At 59.4% G+C, this 17,827-nt stretch carries 15 protein-coding genes; 14 read left to right on the top strand and 1 reads right to left on the bottom strand.

The window, feature by feature from the left end; all coding sequences use genetic code 11:
* The first annotated feature begins 307 nt into the window (after positions 1-307).
* The 9 genes from ACL2XM_RS14845 (at position 308) to pcp (ending at position 8,689) form a co-directional block, all read left to right on the top strand.
* The gene (locus ACL2XM_RS14845; protein WP_410016059.1) at positions 308-1,261 is read left to right on the top strand and encodes a YbgA family protein; all 954 of its coding nucleotides are present in this window, start codon (positions 308-310) and stop codon (positions 1,259-1,261) included.
* Positions 1,262-1,291: 30 nt separating this feature from the next.
* Positions 1,292-2,737, top strand: a complete 1,446-nt coding sequence (gene phrB / locus ACL2XM_RS14840) for a deoxyribodipyrimidine photo-lyase (protein WP_413731172.1) — start codon at positions 1,292-1,294, stop codon at positions 2,735-2,737.
* A 35-nt stretch (positions 2,738-2,772) separates the two neighbouring features.
* Complete coding sequence (locus ACL2XM_RS14835; RefSeq protein WP_410016057.1) at positions 2,773-3,516, top strand: type 2 GTP cyclohydrolase I; 744 nt, start codon at positions 2,773-2,775, stop codon at positions 3,514-3,516.
* 137 nt (positions 3,517-3,653) lie between these two features.
* Positions 3,654-4,310 carry a 5-oxoprolinase subunit PxpB gene (gene pxpB, locus ACL2XM_RS14830; protein WP_410016056.1) on the top strand — a complete coding sequence of 219 codons (657 nt, stop codon included), beginning with the start codon at positions 3,654-3,656 and terminating at the stop codon, positions 4,308-4,310.
* Positions 4,304-5,287 carry a 5-oxoprolinase subunit PxpC gene (gene pxpC / locus ACL2XM_RS14825; RefSeq protein ID WP_410016055.1) on the top strand — a complete coding sequence of 328 codons (984 nt, stop codon included), beginning with the start codon at positions 4,304-4,306 and terminating at the stop codon, positions 5,285-5,287. Before pxpB ends, pxpC begins: the two co-directional genes overlap by 7 nt.
* A complete protein-coding gene (gene pxpA, locus ACL2XM_RS14820) occupies positions 5,287-6,018 on the top strand; it encodes a 5-oxoprolinase subunit PxpA (RefSeq protein ID WP_413722308.1) in 732 nt (243 codons plus the stop codon). The genes pxpC and pxpA overlap by 1 nt, the downstream gene beginning before the upstream one ends.
* A 174-nt stretch (positions 6,019-6,192) precedes the next feature.
* Positions 6,193-6,924: a DUF969 domain-containing protein gene (locus ACL2XM_RS14815; protein ID WP_413731171.1), complete on the top strand. Its 732-nt coding sequence runs from the start codon at positions 6,193-6,195 to the stop codon at positions 6,922-6,924.
* Positions 6,921-7,934, top strand: coding sequence for a DUF979 domain-containing protein (locus ACL2XM_RS14810; protein WP_413731170.1), 1,014 nt, complete (start codon positions 6,921-6,923; stop codon positions 7,932-7,934). Before ACL2XM_RS14815 ends, ACL2XM_RS14810 begins: the two co-directional genes overlap by 4 nt.
* 107 nt (positions 7,935-8,041) lie before the next feature.
* On the top strand, positions 8,042-8,689 hold the full coding sequence (gene pcp / locus ACL2XM_RS14805; protein WP_413731169.1) for a pyroglutamyl-peptidase I: 648 nt from the start codon (positions 8,042-8,044) through the stop codon (positions 8,687-8,689).
* A 1,108-nt stretch (positions 8,690-9,797) separates the two neighbouring features.
* On the opposite strand, the gene ACL2XM_RS14800 is transcribed toward pcp, so the two are convergent.
* Positions 9,798-11,078 (bottom strand): citrate synthase, encoded by a 1,281-nt coding sequence (locus tag ACL2XM_RS14800; protein ID WP_410016050.1) that lies wholly within the window; start codon positions 11,076-11,078, stop codon positions 9,798-9,800.
* Positions 11,079-11,714: 636 nt separating this feature from the next.
* On the opposite strand from ACL2XM_RS14800, the gene sdhC reads away from it, so the two are divergent.
* The 5 genes from sdhC (at position 11,715) to sucA (ending at position 17,823) form a co-directional block, all read left to right on the top strand.
* The gene (sdhC, locus tag ACL2XM_RS14795) at positions 11,715-12,104 is read left to right on the top strand and encodes a succinate dehydrogenase cytochrome b556 subunit (protein WP_413722312.1); all 390 of its coding nucleotides are present in this window, start codon (positions 11,715-11,717) and stop codon (positions 12,102-12,104) included.
* Complete coding sequence (gene sdhD / locus ACL2XM_RS14790; protein ID WP_410016048.1) at positions 12,098-12,445, top strand: succinate dehydrogenase membrane anchor subunit; 348 nt, start codon at positions 12,098-12,100, stop codon at positions 12,443-12,445. Before sdhC ends, sdhD begins: the two co-directional genes overlap by 7 nt.
* A complete protein-coding gene (gene sdhA, locus ACL2XM_RS14785; protein ID WP_410016047.1) occupies positions 12,446-14,212 on the top strand; it encodes a succinate dehydrogenase flavoprotein subunit in 1,767 nt (588 codons plus the stop codon).
* Between the two features lie 18 nt (positions 14,213-14,230).
* The gene (locus tag ACL2XM_RS14780) at positions 14,231-14,947 is read left to right on the top strand and encodes a succinate dehydrogenase iron-sulfur subunit (protein WP_410016046.1); all 717 of its coding nucleotides are present in this window, start codon (positions 14,231-14,233) and stop codon (positions 14,945-14,947) included.
* 68 nt (positions 14,948-15,015) lie between these two features.
* Positions 15,016-17,823, top strand: a complete 2,808-nt coding sequence (gene sucA, locus ACL2XM_RS14775; RefSeq protein ID WP_413731168.1) for a 2-oxoglutarate dehydrogenase E1 component — start codon at positions 15,016-15,018, stop codon at positions 17,821-17,823.
* Positions 17,824-17,827 lie beyond the last annotated feature (4 nt).

Raw genomic sequence — 17,827 nt, 5'->3', positions numbered from 1 at the left:
GGTAACATAAAAAAAGCGCCTGCTCGCCTGGGTATTATCCGCGCATATCCCTGCGCGGTGAATCTTTATCTCTATGCGATCCCGCGCCGGCCGGGGGACATTGCCGCAACCGCGCAAAGAGTGCGGCGCGGCGCGTAAAATTACGCTAAACAAGACGCTTTATGGGCTAAAAAAGCGCACTCTTCGTGCTACGCCGGCATCGGCGGCCCGCGCTTTAACCTGCGGGACTTTTGTCGCAAACCCGCCGCGGGCCGGAGGATAATCGTCTACGCTTTGCTTAACGATCGATCATATGTGGGAGTCATGCATGGGCAATAAAATCCCCGTCGGCATCAGCGCCTGCCTGATGGGAGAAAAAGTCCGTTTTGACGGCGGACACCGCCGCTTCGCGTTTGCCATGGACGAACTGGCTCCCTACGTGCGTTTTGCGCCCATCTGCCCCGAAATGGCCATCGGTTTGCCCACCCCCCGGCCGGCGCTGCGCTTGGTCAGGGACGAGCAAGGCCGCATCGCCATGCGCACCGGCAAAAACCAAAACGACGACGATCTGACGCAGCCGATGCAGTCGTTTTCCGAGCAGCAGGTGCAAACGCTGGGCGATCTATGCGGATACATCGTCTGCGCCAAATCGCCCAGTTGCGGAATGGAACGGGTCAGGGTCTACGATCGCGCCGGCGCGCGCAAAAACGGCGTCGGCCTGTATACCGGGGAGCTGATGCGGCAATTGCCTTGGCTGCCGGTGGAGGAAGACGGCCGGCTGCACGACGCGCAGCTGCGCGAGAATTTCGTCGCCAGGGTCTATACGCTGTACGAGTTTAATCAACTGCTGCAACAGCCCTTGACGCGCGGCGGGCTCATGGCGTTCCACAGCCGTTATAAATTGCTGCTGCTGGCTCATTCCCAGCCGCAATACCGGCAGATAGGGCCGTTTGTCGCGGCCATGGATCGCTTTGCTACGCTTGAAAGTTTTGCCCTGGAATACCGTAACCGACTGATGGCGCTGCTGTCGAACAACGCCACACGGCCGAACCATACCAATGTCCTGATGCATGCGCAGGGCTACTTCCATCGTTACCTGACGCAAAAACAGCGCCAGGAACTGACGTCGCTCATCGACAGCTACCGGCAGGGCATGCAGCCCCTGCTGGCGCCGATTACGCTGCTTAAGCATTATATGGCCGAATATCCTGACGCCTGGCTGGCGCAGCAACGCTATTTTGAACCCTATCCGGAAGCCCTGCGGCTACGTTACGGGCATTGACCGCCCTTTACCGTTATCAAGGAAGAGCCCATGAAAACACATCTCGTCTGGCTGCGCGCGGATTTACGCCTCCACGATAACCCGGCGCTCTATGCCGCCTGCCGTGATCCTGACGCCAGGGTGCTGGCGGTCTATATCGCCACGCCGGAGCAATGGCGCCTGCACGGCATGGCGCCGCGCCAGGCGGCTTTCCTGCTGGATAATCTGGCGGCGCTGCGCCATGGCTTGACGGCGCGCGGCATTGCTTTGCATTACCATCAATGTCCCGATTTTAATGCCTCGGTGGCATGGCTCACGGATTTCTGCCGGCGGCAACAGGCCGGCGCGCTGTTCTACAACTACCAGTACGAATTTAACGAGCAGCGGCGCGATCGGGCGCTGGAGCAGGCCCTGGACGGCCGGGTGATATGCCAGGGGTTTGATGACGGCACGCTGCTGCCGCCCGGCAGCGTGCGCACCGGCGACAGCGGCATGTATAAAGTGTTTACCCCGTTTCGCAACGCCTTTCTGCGCAAGCTGGCCGAGGCCGATCCGCAATGCCTGCCCGCGCCGTCGCGCCGGATAAACGCGGCGCCTGAGTCGGCGGACGGCCTGGCCCCGTTTGATTATCCCCGGCAGGCGCCGGGGGAGGCGTATCCCGCGGGCGAGGATGTCGCGCTGTCGCGGCTGCGTACCTTTTGCCATCAGCAAATGCAGGACTACCGCAAGATGCGCGATATTCCCTCCCAGGACGCCACCAGCAGGCTGTCCGCCTATCTGGCGCTGGGCGTACTCTCCCCGCGCCAGTGCTATAATCGCCTGCGCAGCGCTTATCCCCTGGTGCTGGAACATGCCGACAGCGGCGCGTTTACCTGGCTCAATGAGCTGATCTGGCGTGATTTTTATCGTCACCTGATCGTGGCATATCCCGCCCTATGCAAGCACCAGCCGTTTATCGGCTGGACCCGCCATGTGGCGTGGCACCGGGATGACGTCCTGCTTGCCGCCTGGCAGCAGGGCAATACCGGCTACCCCATCGTCGATGCCGCCATGCGCCAGATGAACCAAACCGGATGGATGCATAACCGGCTGCGCATGATTACCGCCAGCTTCCTGGTAAAAGATCTGCTTATCGACTGGCGCGAAGGCGAGCGGTATTTTATCTCCCGGCTGATTGACGGTGACCTTGCCGCCAATAACGGCGGCTGGCAATGGGCCGCCTCCACCGGCACCGACGCCGCGCCGTATTTTCGTATATTCAATCCCACCACCCAGGGACGCCGCTTCGATGAACAGGGCGTGTTTATCCGCCGCTGGCTGCCGGAGCTGGCGGCGGTGCCGGACAGCTATGTGCATGAACCTCACCGTTGGCCCGGGGCCGGCCACGCCGGACTGGATTATCCCCGGCCGATAGTTGATCATGGCAGCGCACGCCAAACCACCCTGGCGGCGTATCAAGCCGCCAAAAACCTGGGGCTGAGCTCCGGGACGGGGTAAACGTCGGGGTTCTTGCGACAGAAGGTATTCTCAGTATGCGTAACAATGAATTGGAACAACTTATCCATCGGCATCTCAACAGCGTTTCCTTTCAGGACTATGCGCCCAACGGCCTGCAGGTAGAGGGACGCGCCGAGGTGCAACGTATCGTCACCGGCGTTACCGCCTGCCAGGCGCTGCTGGACGCGGCGGTGGAACATCATGCCGATGCGATCCTGGTGCATCACGGTTATTTCTGGAAGAATGAGCCGCCGGTCGTTACCGGCATGAAACGCCGGCGCCTGAAAACCCTGCTGGCGCACGATATCAATCTGTTTGCCTGGCATCTGCCCCTGGACGCCCATCCTGAGCTGGGCAACAACGCCCAACTGGCCGCCTTGCTGGATATCAGCGTCAAGGGACAGCTGGAGCCGCTGGTGCCGTGGGGTGAGTTGAATCCCGCCGTCAGCGCGCAGGAGCTCCTTCGCCGGTTGGAAATGCGCCTTGAGCGCGAGGTATTGCACTGCGGCGATAACGCGCCGGCGCTGATCGCGCGCCTGGCCTGGTGTACCGGCGGCGGGCAGGGGTTTATCGAACAGGCGGCGCGCGCGGGGATGGATGCGTTTATAACCGGCGAAGTGTCGGAGCAAACCATCCATACCGCCCGGGAAATGGGCCTGCATTTTTTTGCCGCCGGCCATCACGCCACCGAACGGGGCGGCATCAAGGCGCTGGGCGACTGGCTGGCGCGAACGCATGGTTTTGACGTGACGTTTATCGATATTCCCAATCCGGCTTGACCGGCGGCTATTACATTTTGCCCGGAAACGCTTTACAGTACCTGCAAATAAACCTTTGGTTAACCGGCTTATAATTTTCTTAAAAAGTACATAGCGAAACCGTAGCCGGCGCCGAAACAGGTCTTCAGGAGGTCTGGTTGCAACGGGCTAGATGTTATTTATTAGGTGAGCGCGCCGTGGTGCTTGAGCTGGAACCCCCGGTTACCCTGGCGAGCCAGCGGCGGATCTGGGGGCTGGCCGCACGTCTGGCGCACCATGACGAGGTGCGCGAGGCCATTCCCGGCATGAATAATCTCACCGTGCTGCTGACCCATCCCCAGCAGTCGGCGCTGGATGCCATCGAGCGTTTGCAAATGTGGTGGGAAGAGAGCGATGCCATCACCCCCGAAGCGCGCGAGGTGGAGATTCCGGTGGTTTACGGTGGCGAAAGCGGCCCGGATTTAGCCTGGGTGGCTGAGCAAACCGGCCTGTCGCCGCGGCAGGTGGTGGAGCGCCATGCGGGTGCGGCGTATATCGTCTATTTTCTGGGTTTCCAGCCGGGATTTCCCTATCTGGGCGAATTGCCGGAGATCCTGGCCGTCCCTCGCCGCGCCGAGCCGCGCTTGTCCGTACCGGCGGGGTCGGTCGGCATCGGTGGTAAACAGACCGGGGTTTATCCGCTGGCCACACCCGGCGGCTGGCAAATTATCGGCCGCACGCCGCTTAAGCTGTTTGACCCGCTGAACACATCGCCGACGCTGCTGCTGCCCGGTGATAATGTGCGCTTCGTGCCGCAAAAGGAGGGCGTATGTTGAAGGTTATACACGCCGGCATGATGACCGCCGTCCAGGACGGGGGGCGCACCGGCTACCGTAACCTTGGCATCAGCCAGGGCGGGGTGCTTGATCTGCCGGCCATGCAAATGGCCAATCTGCTGGTGGGCAATGACGCGCAAGCCGCCGTGCTGGAAATTACCCTTGGCCAATTCAGCGCCGATATTACCGCCGCGGGCTGGGTGGCCCTGACCGGCGCGGATTGCCATGCGCAATTGGATGGCCAACCGGTCTGGACCGGCTGGCGCTTCCAGGTCCAACCTGGCCAGACATTGAAGCTGGGAACGCCGAAACACGGCATGCGCAGCTATCTGGCGGTGTCCGGCGGCTTCGACGTGCCGGTGGTGCTTAACTCACGCAGCACCGATTTGAAAGCGGGATTTGGCGGCCACCAGGGCCGGATGATTGGCGACGGCGATGTACTGCGCGCCGGCCAGCCGCGATATCAGCCGACCCGGCAAATGGGTATCAGGCAACTGCTGTTCGGCAACCGGGTGCGCGCGTTGCCCGGCCCTGAATACCGTGAATTCAGCGCTGATTCCCAGGATGCCTTCTGGCGTTCCAGCTGGCAGCTCAGCCCCCAAAGCAATCGCATGGGGTATCGCCTGCAGGGCCCGACGCTTATCCGCAATACCGATCGCGAGCTGTTTTCGCATGGTTTGCTGCCGGGAGTAGTGCAGGTACCGCACGGCGGCCAGCCTATCGTGCTGATGGCTGACGCCCAGACGACCGGCGGCTACCCCCGTATTGCCTGCGTTATTGCCGCCGATCTGTTCCATCTGGCGCAGATCCGCCTGGGCGAGCCGATCCATTTTATCCAGTGTACGCTGGAAGAGGCCCAGGGGGCCTGGCTCGATCAGCAGCGTTACCTGGAGCAGATCGCCTGGCAGCTTGAACTTACCCGGCAGCAGGAGGTACCGTCTACGCCGCCGGCCGGAACACACGCAAAGGTGAACTAATGGATCTCAACGCCGATTTGGGTGAAGGCGGCGCGCACGATGAAGCGTTGCTGCAGCTGATAAGCTCGGCCAATATTGCCTGTGGATTTCATGCCGGCGATGCGGACACCATGCGCCAGTCGGTAACCTGGGCGCTGCGCTATGGCGTCGCCATCGGCGCCCACCCAAGCTTTGCGGATCGCGAAAACTTCGGCCGCAGCGCGATGGCGCTGCCGGCGGAAACCGTTTATGCCCAGGTGGTGTATCAACTGGGCGCGCTTGCGGCTATCACCCGTGCGCAGGGAGGGCGTATGGTCCATGTCAAACCGCATGGCATGCTCTATAACCAGGCCGCGCGCGATCCGGCCCTGGCGCAGGCCATCGCCCGCGCGGTCAAAGACGTCGACCCGTCCCTGCGCCTGGTGGGCCTGGCGGGGAGCGAACTGATCAAGGCCGGCGAGCGCCTGGGGCTTACCGTCAGGCACGAGGTCTTCGCCGATCGCCATTACCGCCGGGATGGCAGCCTGGTGCCCCGCGGCGAGCCGGACGCGCTGATTACCGACGCGGACCAGGCCCTGGCGCGTACGCTGGAGATGGTACGCCAGAACCGGGTCCGCACGCCTGCGGGCGAGTGGATCAGGCTGCGGGCGGATACCGTCTGCCTGCATGGCGACGGCCCCCACGCGCTGGCGTTTGCCCGGCGCATACACGCCTGTTTTCTCGACCAGGGCATCCCCATCGCCGCGTCATGACCGCGCGCTTGCCCCGCTGACCAGGCATGGCCGCCGGATCAGCGGCGCCGCGTTATTACCCTCTTGTCTTCTATAGGTATTCCCTATCTCCCGCGCCGCTGATTTATTGGTAATCTGACGCCCATGGGCCCGTTGTGCCACTCATTCTTTTTATTCGTCTTCGAGGATCTCATCATGCAACAGGCGGTAAACCTTTGGCCTTTATTGGGCATCCTGGCGATTATCATAGGATTTTTGCTGCGCGTGAACGCTGTGCTGGTGGTCATTATCGCCGGCGTCATCACCGGCCTTGCGGCGCATATGCCCATCACCGCCATCCTGGAAAAACTCGGTTCGGGATTTTTAGCCACCCGTAACCTGGCGTTTATTTTATTGATCCCCCTGGCGGTAATCGGTTTGCTGGAGCGCCATGGCTTAAAGGAGCATGCGCAGCACTGGATCGCCAAAATCAAGCGCGCCACCGCCGGGCGGCTGCTGATCGTGTATTTACTGGCGCGCGAACTGACGGCGGCCATGGGCCTGACCAGCCTGGGCGGTCATCCGCAAATGGTGCGCCCGCTGCTGGCGCCGATGGCCGAAGGCGCCTGCGAAAACCGCTATGGCGATTTGCCGCAGGACGTACGCTACCGCCTGCGCGCCATGGCGGCCGCCACCGATAACGTCGGGTTATTTTTTGGCGAGGATATTTTTGTCGCCTTCGGCGCCATTATTTTCATGCACAATTTTATGCTGGAATCGGCCGGCATCCAGACCGAACCCTTGCATATCGCCCTGTATGGCATTCCCACCGCCATCTTCGCCTTCCTGATCCACGCGTTTCGCCTCAGGCGCATGGACCAGCGCCTGGCGGCACAGCTCACGGCGCTCAACCAGGCCGCATTACAGTCGGCGGGGAGCGAAAAATGACGTTTCAACAAAACTATCTCTATTGGCTGGCGGGCGTAGTGCTGCTGATTGTCTCGGTGATGTCGCTGCGCGACAAAGCCAACCCCCGGCGCTGGCTGACGGGCGTTTTCTGGGGGCTTTACGGGCTGGTGTTCCTGGTTGGCGACTGGAGCTATGCGCTGACGGCGCGGTTTCTTGGGCCGGGAGCCGATGCGCAGCGCGCGCTGCATATCGGCGTCGGCGTGCTGGTGATCCTGATGGCGCTGATTGCCGGTTTCGGCGGGGTACGGCTGGGCGGCTATCATCGGCGCAGCGCGCAAGAGCGTGAAGAAAGCGCCCGCCGCCTGGGCAATCGCCTGTTTATTCCAGCGCTGGTTATCCCGGTGGTGACGGTGGCTGGCGTACTGTTGTTCAATAACCTTCCCGCGCTGCAGCACGGGCTGTTCGGCACCGGCAATAACGCCACCCTGGTGACGCTGTTTTCCATGACCTGCGGCTGTATCATCGGCCTGCTTCTTGCCCTGAGGTATACCCACGACCGGCCGCTCCAGTCGGTACAGGAGGCCAGGCGTCTGCTTGATTCCATCGGCTGGGCCTTTATCCTGCCGCAGATCCTCGCCACCCTCGGGCTGCTGTTCACCAGCGCCGGCGTCGGCAGCGCGATTGCGCACCTCACCGAAACCTATCTGGCGGTAAATAACCGTTTTATCGCGGTGGCGGTATTTGCGGTGGGCATGGCGGCGCTGACCATGATCATGGGCAATGCCTTCGCGGCGTTTCCCATCGTGGCCGCCGGCATCGGTATCCCGATCCTGGTGCTTGAGCACGGCGGCAACCCGGCGGTGATGGCGGCGGTCGGCATGTTTTCCGGCTACTGCGGGTCTCTGATGACGCCTATGGCGGCCAATTTCAACCTGGTGCCGGCGGCGCTGCTGGAATTACCCGACCGCTATGCGGTGATCAGAGCACAAATACCCACCGGTTTAACGCTACTGGCGGTCAATATTTTCCTGCTCTATTTTATGATGTAACGGGCTAAGCGCCGGCCCTGAAAAGATGACAAGATAAACCGCGATAAAAAAACACTTTGTTGAAAATAGCGGTGCTGATAGTCGTCGACAATACGAGGGAGTGGAGTATGAAAACCGTCCTGCTGACCGGTTTTGAGCCTTTTGGGGGCGAACAGATCAATCCCTCATGGGAAGTGGTAAAACAATTCCATCAACGTCGCCTTGGCGACGCCACCGTCATCGCCTGTCAACTGCCCTGTGTCTATGGCCGCTCGGTGCAAATGCTTAACGACCTTATTGATCGCCACCGGCCCGCGCTTATCCTGGCGGTGGGGCAGGCGGGCGGCAGGGCGCGCCTGTCGGTGGAGCGTGTGGCGATTAATATCGATGATGCGCGCATTGCCGATAACCTCGGACAGCAGCCCATCGACGAGCCGATCATTAACGGCGGACCGGCGGCCTATTTCGCCACCGTACCCATCAAAGCCATGGTCCAGGCCATGCGTGATGCGGGCGTCCCGGCCGAGGTATCGCAAAGCGCCGGCACCTATGTTTGCAACCATGTGATGTACGGCCTGCTGCATCGCCTGGCCCAACTGGACTATGGCGCCAGGGGAGGATTTATCCATACGCCCTACCTGCCGCAGCAGGCGGCGGCGCTGGCCGATGCGCCCAGCATGGCGGCGGATATCATAACGATGGGATTGGACATTGCCATCCGCACCGCGCTGCAAACCGAGCAAGATGCGAAGATTAGCGGCGGCGCGCTCAGCTAAACCATAAAAAAACGCCGCGTAAGCGGCGTCTGACATGCCAGGTCCGCTAACGCTGGACTCAATGCAGACGTGTTAAAGGGAGAGCGTGCCAATGGGGTCGAATCGGGCGTGGTATTCCCGCCCGACCGAGCGCCCCATGGCGCGGTATGCCCGCCAACACCGAGCTCAAAGCAGACGTGTTCAAGGGAGAGCGTGCCAATGGGGTCGAATCGGGCGTGGTTTTCCCGCCAAACCGAGCCCCATGGCGCGGTATGCCCGCCAACACCGGGCTCAAAGCAGACGTGTTCAAGGGAGACCGTGCCAATGGGATCGAATCGGGCGTGGTTTTCCCGCCCGACCGAGCGCCCCATGGCGCGGTAGGCCCGCTAACGCTGGACTCAATGCAGACGTGTTCAAGGGAGACCGCGTCAATGGGGCCGAATCGGGCGTGGTTTTCCCGCCAAACCGAGCCCCATGGCGCGGTAGGCCCGCCAACACCGGACTCAATGCAGACGTGTTAAAGGGAGAGCGTGCCAATGGGGCCGAATCGGGCGTGGTTTTCCCGCCCGACCGAGCGCCCCATGGCGCGGTAGGCCCGCCAACACCGGGCTCAAAGCAGACGTGTTCAAGGGAGACCGTGCCAATGGGGTCGAATCGGGCGTGGTGCTTCCGCCAAACCGAGCGCCCCATGGCATTGTAGGCCCGCCAACACCGGGCTCAAAGCAGACGTGTTCAAGGGAGACCGTGGCAATGGGGTCGAATCGGGCGTGCTTTACCCGCCCGACCGAGCGCCCCATGGCGCGGTAGGCCCGCTAACACCGTTCTTGCACAAGGCGTGTTAAAGGGAGAGCGTGCCAATGGGGTCGACTCGGGCGTGGTTTTCCCGCCCGACCGAGCGCCCCATGGCGCGGTAGGCCCGCCAACACCGGACTCAATGCAGACGTGTTAAAGGGAGAGCGTGCCAATGGGGCCGAATCGGGCGTGGTTTTCCCGCCCGACCGAGCGCCCCATGGCGCGGTAGGCCCGCCAACACCGGGCTTAAAGCAGACGTGTTCAAGGGAGACCGTGCCAGTGGGACCGAACCGGGCGTAGTGTTCCCGCCCGATCCAGCGCCCATGGCTCGCCAGACTTATTTGATCTGCGATGTAAATTCGCGTTTATCATACCCGGTATACAGCTGACGCGGACGCGCAATCTTAACGCCGTCGTCATGCATTTCCTTCCAATGGGCAATCCAGCCCACGGTACGCGCCATGGCGAAAATCACGGTAAACATGGTCGACGGAATGCCCATAGCCTTCAGGATAATACCCGAATAGAAGTCCACGTTCGGATACAGCTTCTTCTCGATAAAGTACGGATCATGCAGGGCAATATGCTCCAGCTCCATGGCCACCGCCAGCAAATCGTCAGACAGCTTCAGTTCCTTAAGCACTTCATGACAGGTCTCGCGCATCACGGTGGCGCGCGGATCGTAGTTCTTGTAAACCCGGTGACCGAAGCCCATCAGACGGAAAGAGTCGTTTTTATCCTTGGCGCGTTCAATAAACGCCGGAATATGCTCGACGCTTGAAATCTCTTCCAGCATCCGCAGCGTCGCCTCGTTGGCGCCGCCATGAGCCGGGCCCCATAACGACGCGATACCCGCGGCGATACAGGCGAACGGATTGGCGCCCGACGAACCGGCGGTACGCACGGTGGAGGTGGAGGCGTTTTGCTCGTGATCCGCGTGCAGGATCAAAATACGGTCCATCGCGCGTTCCAGGACGGGATTAACCACATACTCCTCGCACGGCGTGGAGAACATCATATGCAGGAAATTACCGGCATAGGAAAGATCATTGCGCGGATACACAAACGGCTGGCCGATGGAATATTTGTAACACATCGCGGCAACCGTGGGCATCTTGGACAATAAACGGAACGCCGCTATTTCGCGGTGGCGCTCGACATTAACGTCCAGCGAATCATGATAAAAAGCCGCCAGCGCGCCGGTCACGCCGCATAATACCGCCATCGGATGCGAGTCGCGGCGAAAACCGTTGAACAGACGGGTAATCTGCTCATGCACCATGGTGTGGCGGGTGACGATATCGCGGAATTCGTCATACTGCTCCCGGGTCGGCGCTTCGCCGTTCAGCAGGATGTAGCAGACTTCAAGAAAATTGGAGTGTAGTGCCAGTTGATCAATAGGATAGCCACGATGCAATAAAACGCCTTCGTCACCGTCAATATAGGTAATTTTAGATTCACAGGATGCGGTGGAGGTAAAGCCGGGATCAAAGGTAAAATAACCTTTGCCGCCCAGGGTGCGGATATCTATTTCTTTGGCACCCAGGGTTCCGGTCAATACGTCCAGTTCGATTGGCGCTTCACCGGGTAGGTTCAGCGTCGCTTTATTGTCTGCCATTACAATCTCCTTAGCGCTTTTATGATAAATCTCCCACCGTGGAATACCGGCATGCCCGCGGGGCCTTGCGCTTTTATTGTCAGTCCGTCGCTCCGACTTAATGCAATGCAGGGCACAGAGCGTGAGGATGATGCAAGTTATTCCCGTTCAGGATGAAAGAACGGCGGTTCCCGGTTGTTGAAGATTTACTGATATTAATTTTAGCTAGTTTAACGGAAGTCTTAACCGCGAAGTTTAAGACTCGCTTCACACTGTTGCATAATCTTTGTCGCGGCGAAAGCGTCTCGGCCATTACTTGCATCGGTTATAGCATATCCGCCGCGCCATTTGTAATTGAATTGTTGCTTTTTTGTCAATGCAGTTATATAGATTTAAGGTAATTGTAAAATTCGTGACCCAGGTCACTAAACAGCCTAAATGTTACCAAACAAATTGTAGGGTAATTGTAATCATTATGTGAAAGCCATATACTTCACAAAGGTCTCCGGAAGTCCCTGTTGTAGGAGCACCCAGCGTTATTTAACGCGTCATTTAAGCACAAGGGATTTGTTTATTGAGCACATGACGTGTCATGGTTAGCCTTAACGCTGTCTGAATCCACCCAGGACCGGAGGAAGGAAAAATAATAATAGCTGTGTGGGCAAAACCGTGAAAAAACAAAGGCCTGTCAACCTGGATCTGCAAACGATCCAGTTTCCTGTTACTGCGATAGCTTCTATTCTCCACCGTGCCAGTGGCGTCATCACGTTTGTGGCCGTCGGCATTCTGCTCTGGATCCTCGGATTGTCGCTTTCCTCCGCCGAAGGTTTCGCCCAGGCCGCCGCCATCATGGATAGCTTCTTCGTCAAATTCATTATTTGGGGCATTTTAACCGCGCTGGCGTATCACGTCATCGGCGGAATTCGCCACATGCTGATGGATTTCGGCTATCTGGACGAAACATTTGCCATGGGTAAATTAACGGCAAATGTTACATTTGTGATCACAATTGTGCTGTCAATACTGGCGGGAGTACTCGTATGGTAAGCAATGCTTCGGCACTGGGACGTAACGGAGTTCATGAGTGGTTATTGGTTCGCGCTTCCGCCATCGTAATTTGCCTGTACATCATCTACCTGCTTGGGTTCGTCGTTTTCGCCGACAGCCTGACCTACGATGTCTGGCGCGGTTTTTTCGCCTTACCCATGACGAAAGTCTTTACCCTGCTGACCCTGTTCTCCGTCCTGGTGCATACCTGGATCGGCATGTGGCAGGTATTAACGGATTACATCAAAGTATTGGCGCTGCGCCTGTTGCTGCAACTGGCGATTGTGATCGTATTGTTGGTGTATTTACTTTATGGAACCGTCGTGGTGTGGGGTGCGTAAATGAGTTTGCCAGTAAGAGAATTTGACGCTGTAGTCGTCGGGGCCGGCGGAGCCGGCATGCGCGCCGCGCTGCAGATTTCCCAAATGGGCCTCTCCTGCGCCCTGGTTTCCAAAGTGTTTCCCACCCGTTCCCATACGGTGTCGGCCCAGGGCGGCATTACCGTCGCCCTCGGCAATACCCATGAGGACGACTGGCAATGGCATATGTATGATACCGTCAAGGGCTCCGACTATATCGGCGACCAGGATGCCATAGAATATATGTGCAAGACCGGCCCGGAAGCGGTGCTGGAACTGGAGCATATGGGGCTGCCGTTTTCCCGTCTGGACGACGGCCGCATCTACCAGCGCCCCTTCGGCGGCCAGTCGCTCAACTATGGCGGCGGGCAAGCGGCGCGTACCGCCGCCGCCGCCGATCGCACCGGCCACGCGCTGCTGCACACCTTGTACCAGCAGAACCTGAAAAACCATACCACCATTTTTTCCGAATGGTATGCGCTCGATCTGGTGAAAAACCAGGACGGCGCCTTCGTCGGCTGCACCGCGCTGTGCATTGAAACCGGCGAAGTGGTCTACTTCAAGGCCAAGGCCACCATTCTGGCCACCGGCGGCGCCGGACGCATCTATCAATCCACCACCAACGCCCATATCAATACCGGCGACGGTATCGGCATGGCGCTTCGCGCCGGCGTGCCGGTGCAGGATATGGAAATGTGGCAGTTCCATCCCACCGGCATCGCCGGCGCCGGGGTACTGGTCACCGAAGGCTGCCGGGGCGAGGGCGGTTACCTGCTCAACAAGGACGGCGAACGCTTTATGGAACGTTATGCGCCGAACGCCAAGGATTTGGCCGGCCGCGACGTGGTCGCCCGTTCCATTATGATCGAGATCCGCGAGGGACGCGGCTGTGACGGCCCGCTGGGGCCGCACGTCAAGCTCAAGCTCGATCATCTGGGCAAGGACGTCCTGGAGTCGCGCCTGCCGGGTATTCTGGAGTTATCCCGTACCTTTGCCCACGTCGATCCTATCAAAGAACCGATCCCGGTTATCCCCACCTGCCACTATATGATGGGCGGCATTCCCACCAAAGTCACCGGACAGGCGGTAACGGTGGACGCCCAGGGCAACGACGTGGTGATCCCCGGCCTGTTCGCGGTGGGTGAAATTGCCTGCGTATCGGTACACGGCGCCAATCGCCTGGGCGGCAATTCCCTGCTGGATCTGGTGGTGTTCGGCCGTTCGGCGGGCATGCATCTGCAGGAATCCCTGGCGGAGCAGGGGGCGTTTCGCGATGCCAGCGACGACGATATCGACGCGTCTCTTGCGCGCTACAACCGCTGGAACAACAATCGCACCGGCGAGAACCCGGTGGATATCCGCAAGGCGCTGCAGGCCTGCATGCAGAATAATTTCTCGGTGTTCCGCGAAGGCGATGCCATGGCCAAGGGCCTGGCCGAGCTGAAAACCATCCGCGAGCGGCTTAATGACGCGCGCCTGGACGATACCTCCACCGAATTCAATACCCAACGCGTGGAATGCCTTGAGCTGGACAACCTGATGGAAACCGCGTATTCCACGGCGGTGGCCGCCAATTACCGCACGGAAAGCCGTGGCGCCCACAGCCGCTTCGATTTCCCGGATCGGGATGACGAGCATTGGCTGTGCCACAGCCTGTATTTGCCGGAAAGCGACACCATGACCCGCCGCGAGGTGAATATGCAGCCGACATTACGCCCGGCGTTCCCGCCGAAAGTGCGTACCTACTAAAGGCAGAGGGCTTACGTAATGAAAGTTGAAATTTCGGTTTATCGCTATAATCCTGATGTCGACGACAAGCCGCGCATGCAGGACTACCAGCTGGATGTGGACGAAGGCCACGACATGATGGTGCTGGATGCGCTCATCCAGCTGAAGGAACAGGATCCGACCCTGGCGTTTCGCCGTTCCTGCCGCGAAGGCGTCTGCGGCTCCGACGGCGTGAACATGAACGGCAAGAACGGCCTGGCCTGCATCACCCCGCTGTCCGCCCTGCGCAAAGGCGATAAAAAAGTGATCATCCGTCCGCTGCCCGGGTTGCCGGTGGTGCGTGATTTGGTGGTGGACATGGGCCAGTTCTATGCCCAGTATGAGAAGATTAAACCTTACCTGTTGAATAACGGCAGGAATCCACCGGCCCGGGAGCATTTACAAACGCCGCAGGAGCGCGAAAAACTGGACGGATTATACGAATGTATTCTTTGTGCCTGTTGCTCGACCTCTTGTCCCTCCTACTGGTGGAACCCGGATAAATTTATCGGTCCGGCCGGCCTGCTGGCGTCCTACCGTTTCCTGATTGACAGTCGCGACACCGAAAGGGCGGCGCGGCTGGATGAATTGAACGATGCTTTCAGCGTATTCCGCTGCCACAGCATCATGAATTGTGTCAGCGTATGTCCCAAAGGACTGAACCCGACCAAAGCCATCGGGCATATCAAGAGCTTGCTGGTACAGCATAGCGCCTGATAGTAAAGGCAAATACGTTACATGTTAACCACGGCGAAAACTGAAGCTAACAAGCTTAAGGGATCATAATGCAGAACGGCGCAATGAAGGCCTGGCTGGATTCCTCCTACCTGGCGGGGGCGAACCAGTCCTACATAGAGCAGCTCTATGAAGATTTTTTAACGGATCCTGACTCCGTGGACGACAGCTGGAGTTCGATTTTTAAACAGCTGCCCACCGCCGGCGTCAGCCCCGATCAGCTTCACTCCAAAACCCGGGATTATTTCCGGCGCCTGGCTAAGGACGCAACCCGTTATGCGTCTTCGGTCAACGACCCGGACAATGACTCCAAACAGGTTAAAGTCCTGCAGCTTATCAATGCGTTCCGTTTCCGCGGCCACCAGCATGCCAACCTTGATCCGCTGGGATTATGGAAGCAGGAAACGGTGCCTGATTTAAATCCGGCTTTCCATAATCTGACGGAAGCCGATTTCCAGGAAACCTTCAACGTCGGTTCCTTTGCCATCGGCAAGGAAACCATGAAGCTGGCCGACCTGTATGACGCGCTGAAACGCACCTATTGCGGTTCCATCGGCGCCGAATATATGCATATTACCAATACCGAGGAGAAACGCTGGATCCAACAGCATATCGAATCGGTGGTGGGGCAGCCGAGTTTCGATCGCGACGAAAAGAAACGGTTCCTGAGCGAGCTGACGGCGGCCGAAGGCATCGAGCGCTATCTGGGCGCCAAATTCCCCGGCGCCAAACGTTTTTCCCTTGAGGGCGGCGACGCGCTGATCCCGATGCTGAAGGAAATGATCCGTTATGCCGGCAAGAACGGCACCCGGGAAGTGGTGCTGGGCATGGCCCATCGCGGCCGGCTGAATGTGCTGATCAACGTGCTCGGCAAAAAGCCGCAGGACCTGTTCGACGAATTCGCCGGCAAGCATAAAGAGCATTTGGGCACCGGCGACGTTAAATATCACCAGGGGTTTTCTTCCGACATGGAGACCGAGGGCGGCATCGTCCATCTGGCCCTGGCATTCAACCCGTCGCATCTGGAAATCGTCAGCCCGGTGGTGGGCGGTTCGGTGCGCGCGCGTATCGACCGGCTCGGCGAGCAAAGCAGCAAGATGGTGCTGCCGATAACCCTGCACGGGGATGCGGCCATCAGCGGGCAGGGCGTGGTGCAGGAAACCCTGAACATGTCCAAGGCGCGTGGCTATGACGTTGGCGGCACGGTGCGTATCGTGGTCAACAACCAGGTCGGCTTCACGACGTCCAATCCCCATGATGCCCGTTCCACCCAGTATTGCACCGATATCGCCAAGATGGTCCAGGCGCCGATTTTCCACGTCAACGCCGACGATCCCGAAGCGGTGGCGTTTGTGACCCGCGTGGCGCTGGATTTCCGCAATACCTTTCAGCGCGACGTGATGATTGATCTGGTGTGCTATCGCCGCCACGGCCATAACGAGGCGGACGAGCCCAGCGCCACGCAGCCGCTGATGTACCATAAGATCAAGAAACACCCGACGCCGCGTAAGATTTATGCCGATCGCCTGGAACGCGATCATGTCGCCACGCTGGAAGATGCGACCGAGATGGTGAATCTCTATCGCGACGCGCTCGACCGCGGCGAGTGCGTGGTAAAAGAGTGGCGGCCGATGAATATGCACTCCTTTACCTGGCAGCGCTTCCTCAATCACGACTGGGACGAAGCCTATCCCAGCGAAGTCGAGCCCAAACGCCTGCAGGAGCTGGCCCGCCGAATCAGTGAAGTGCCGGAAGGCGTGGAAATGCAGCCGCGGGTGGCCAAAATCTATAGCGATCGCGCCCTGATGGCCGCCGGCAGCAAGCCTTTCGACTGGGGCGGCGCCGAAACCCTGGCTTACGCCACTTTGGTCGATGAGGGCGTGCCGATCCGCCTGTCCGGCGAGGATACCGCGCGCGGCACCTTCTTCCATCGCCACGCGGTGGTGCATAACCAGAAAAACGGCTCCACCTATACGCCTTTGGCGCATGTGCACAATGGCCAGGGCACCTTCCGGGTATGGGACTCCGTGCTGTCGGAGGAAGCGGTGCTGGCGTTTGAGTACGGTTATGCCACCGCCGAGCCGCGCACCCTGGTGATCTGGGAAGCGCAGTTCGGCGATTTCGCCAACGGCGCCCAGGTGGTGATCGATCAATTCATCAGCTCCGGCGAGCAGAAATGGGGACGGATGTGCGGGCTGGTGATGCTGCTGCCCCATGGCTATGAAGGGCAGGGGCCGGAGCACTCCTCGGCCCGCCTGGAGCGCTATCTGCAGCTGTGCGCCGAACAGAATATGCAGGTCTGCGTCCCCTCCACGCCGGCGCAGATTTATCATATGCTACGGCGCCAGGCCCTGCGTAATATGCGTCGGCCGCTGATTGTGATGTCGCCGAAGTCGCTGCTGCGTCATCCTCTGGCCATCTCCTCGCTGGAGGATATGGCGTACGGCAGCTTCCTGCCCGCCATCGGCGAAATCGACGACCTGGTTCCCCAGGGCGTCAAGCGCGTCGTGCTCTGTTCTGGTAAAGTTTATTATGATTTATTGGAGCAACGGCGCAAGAACGGGCAGCAGGATGTGGCCATCGTGCGTATCGAGCAGCTATACCCGTTCCCGCACCAGGCGGTGCGGGATGCGCTGCAACCTTTTGCCCATGTCCAGGACTTTATTTGGTGCCAGGAAGAGCCGCTTAATCAGGGCGCCTGGTATTGCAGCCACCATCATTTCCTTGAGGTGATTACTCCGGGTGCATCGCTACGTTACGCGGGACGCCCGGCTTCCGCCTCGCCGGCGGTTGGGTATTTGTCCGTGCACCAGACACAACAAAAAAATCTGGTCAATGACGCGCTGAACGTTAATTAAATAT

This window comes from Sodalis sp. RH20, assembly GCF_047324205.1.
GTDB lineage: Bacteria > Pseudomonadota > Gammaproteobacteria > Enterobacterales > Enterobacteriaceae > Acerihabitans.
Note: the sequence above shows the minus strand (reverse complement) of the source record. Positions and strands in the feature narration are given on the sequence as shown.

Bases quoted from the DNA above. Each gene is read 5' to 3' on its own strand.
- ACL2XM_RS14845 (WP_410016059.1), top strand. From the start codon at position 308: ATGGGCAATAAAATCCCCGTCGGCATCAGCGCCTGCCTGATGGGAGAA.
- phrB (WP_413731172.1), top strand. From the start codon at position 1,292: ATGAAAACACATCTCGTCTGGCTGCGCGCGGATTTACGCCTCCACGAT.
- ACL2XM_RS14835 (WP_410016057.1), top strand. From the start codon at position 2,773: ATGCGTAACAATGAATTGGAACAACTTATCCATCGGCATCTCAACAGC.
- pxpC (WP_410016055.1), top strand. From the start codon at position 4,304: ATGTTGAAGGTTATACACGCCGGCATGATGACCGCCGTCCAGGACGGG.
- pxpA (WP_413722308.1), top strand. From the start codon at position 5,287: ATGGATCTCAACGCCGATTTGGGTGAAGGCGGCGCGCACGATGAAGCG.
- ACL2XM_RS14815 (WP_413731171.1), top strand. From the start codon at position 6,193: ATGCAACAGGCGGTAAACCTTTGGCCTTTATTGGGCATCCTGGCGATT.
- ACL2XM_RS14810 (WP_413731170.1), top strand. From the start codon at position 6,921: ATGACGTTTCAACAAAACTATCTCTATTGGCTGGCGGGCGTAGTGCTG.
- pcp (WP_413731169.1), top strand. From the start codon at position 8,042: ATGAAAACCGTCCTGCTGACCGGTTTTGAGCCTTTTGGGGGCGAACAG.
- ACL2XM_RS14800 (WP_410016050.1), bottom strand. From the start codon at position 11,078: ATGGCAGACAATAAAGCGACGCTGAACCTACCCGGTGAAGCGCCAATC.
- sdhD (WP_410016048.1), top strand. From the start codon at position 12,098: ATGGTAAGCAATGCTTCGGCACTGGGACGTAACGGAGTTCATGAGTGG.
- sdhA (WP_410016047.1), top strand. From the start codon at position 12,446: ATGAGTTTGCCAGTAAGAGAATTTGACGCTGTAGTCGTCGGGGCCGGC.
- ACL2XM_RS14780 (WP_410016046.1), top strand. From the start codon at position 14,231: ATGAAAGTTGAAATTTCGGTTTATCGCTATAATCCTGATGTCGACGAC.
- sucA (WP_413731168.1), top strand. From the start codon at position 15,016: ATGCAGAACGGCGCAATGAAGGCCTGGCTGGATTCCTCCTACCTGGCG.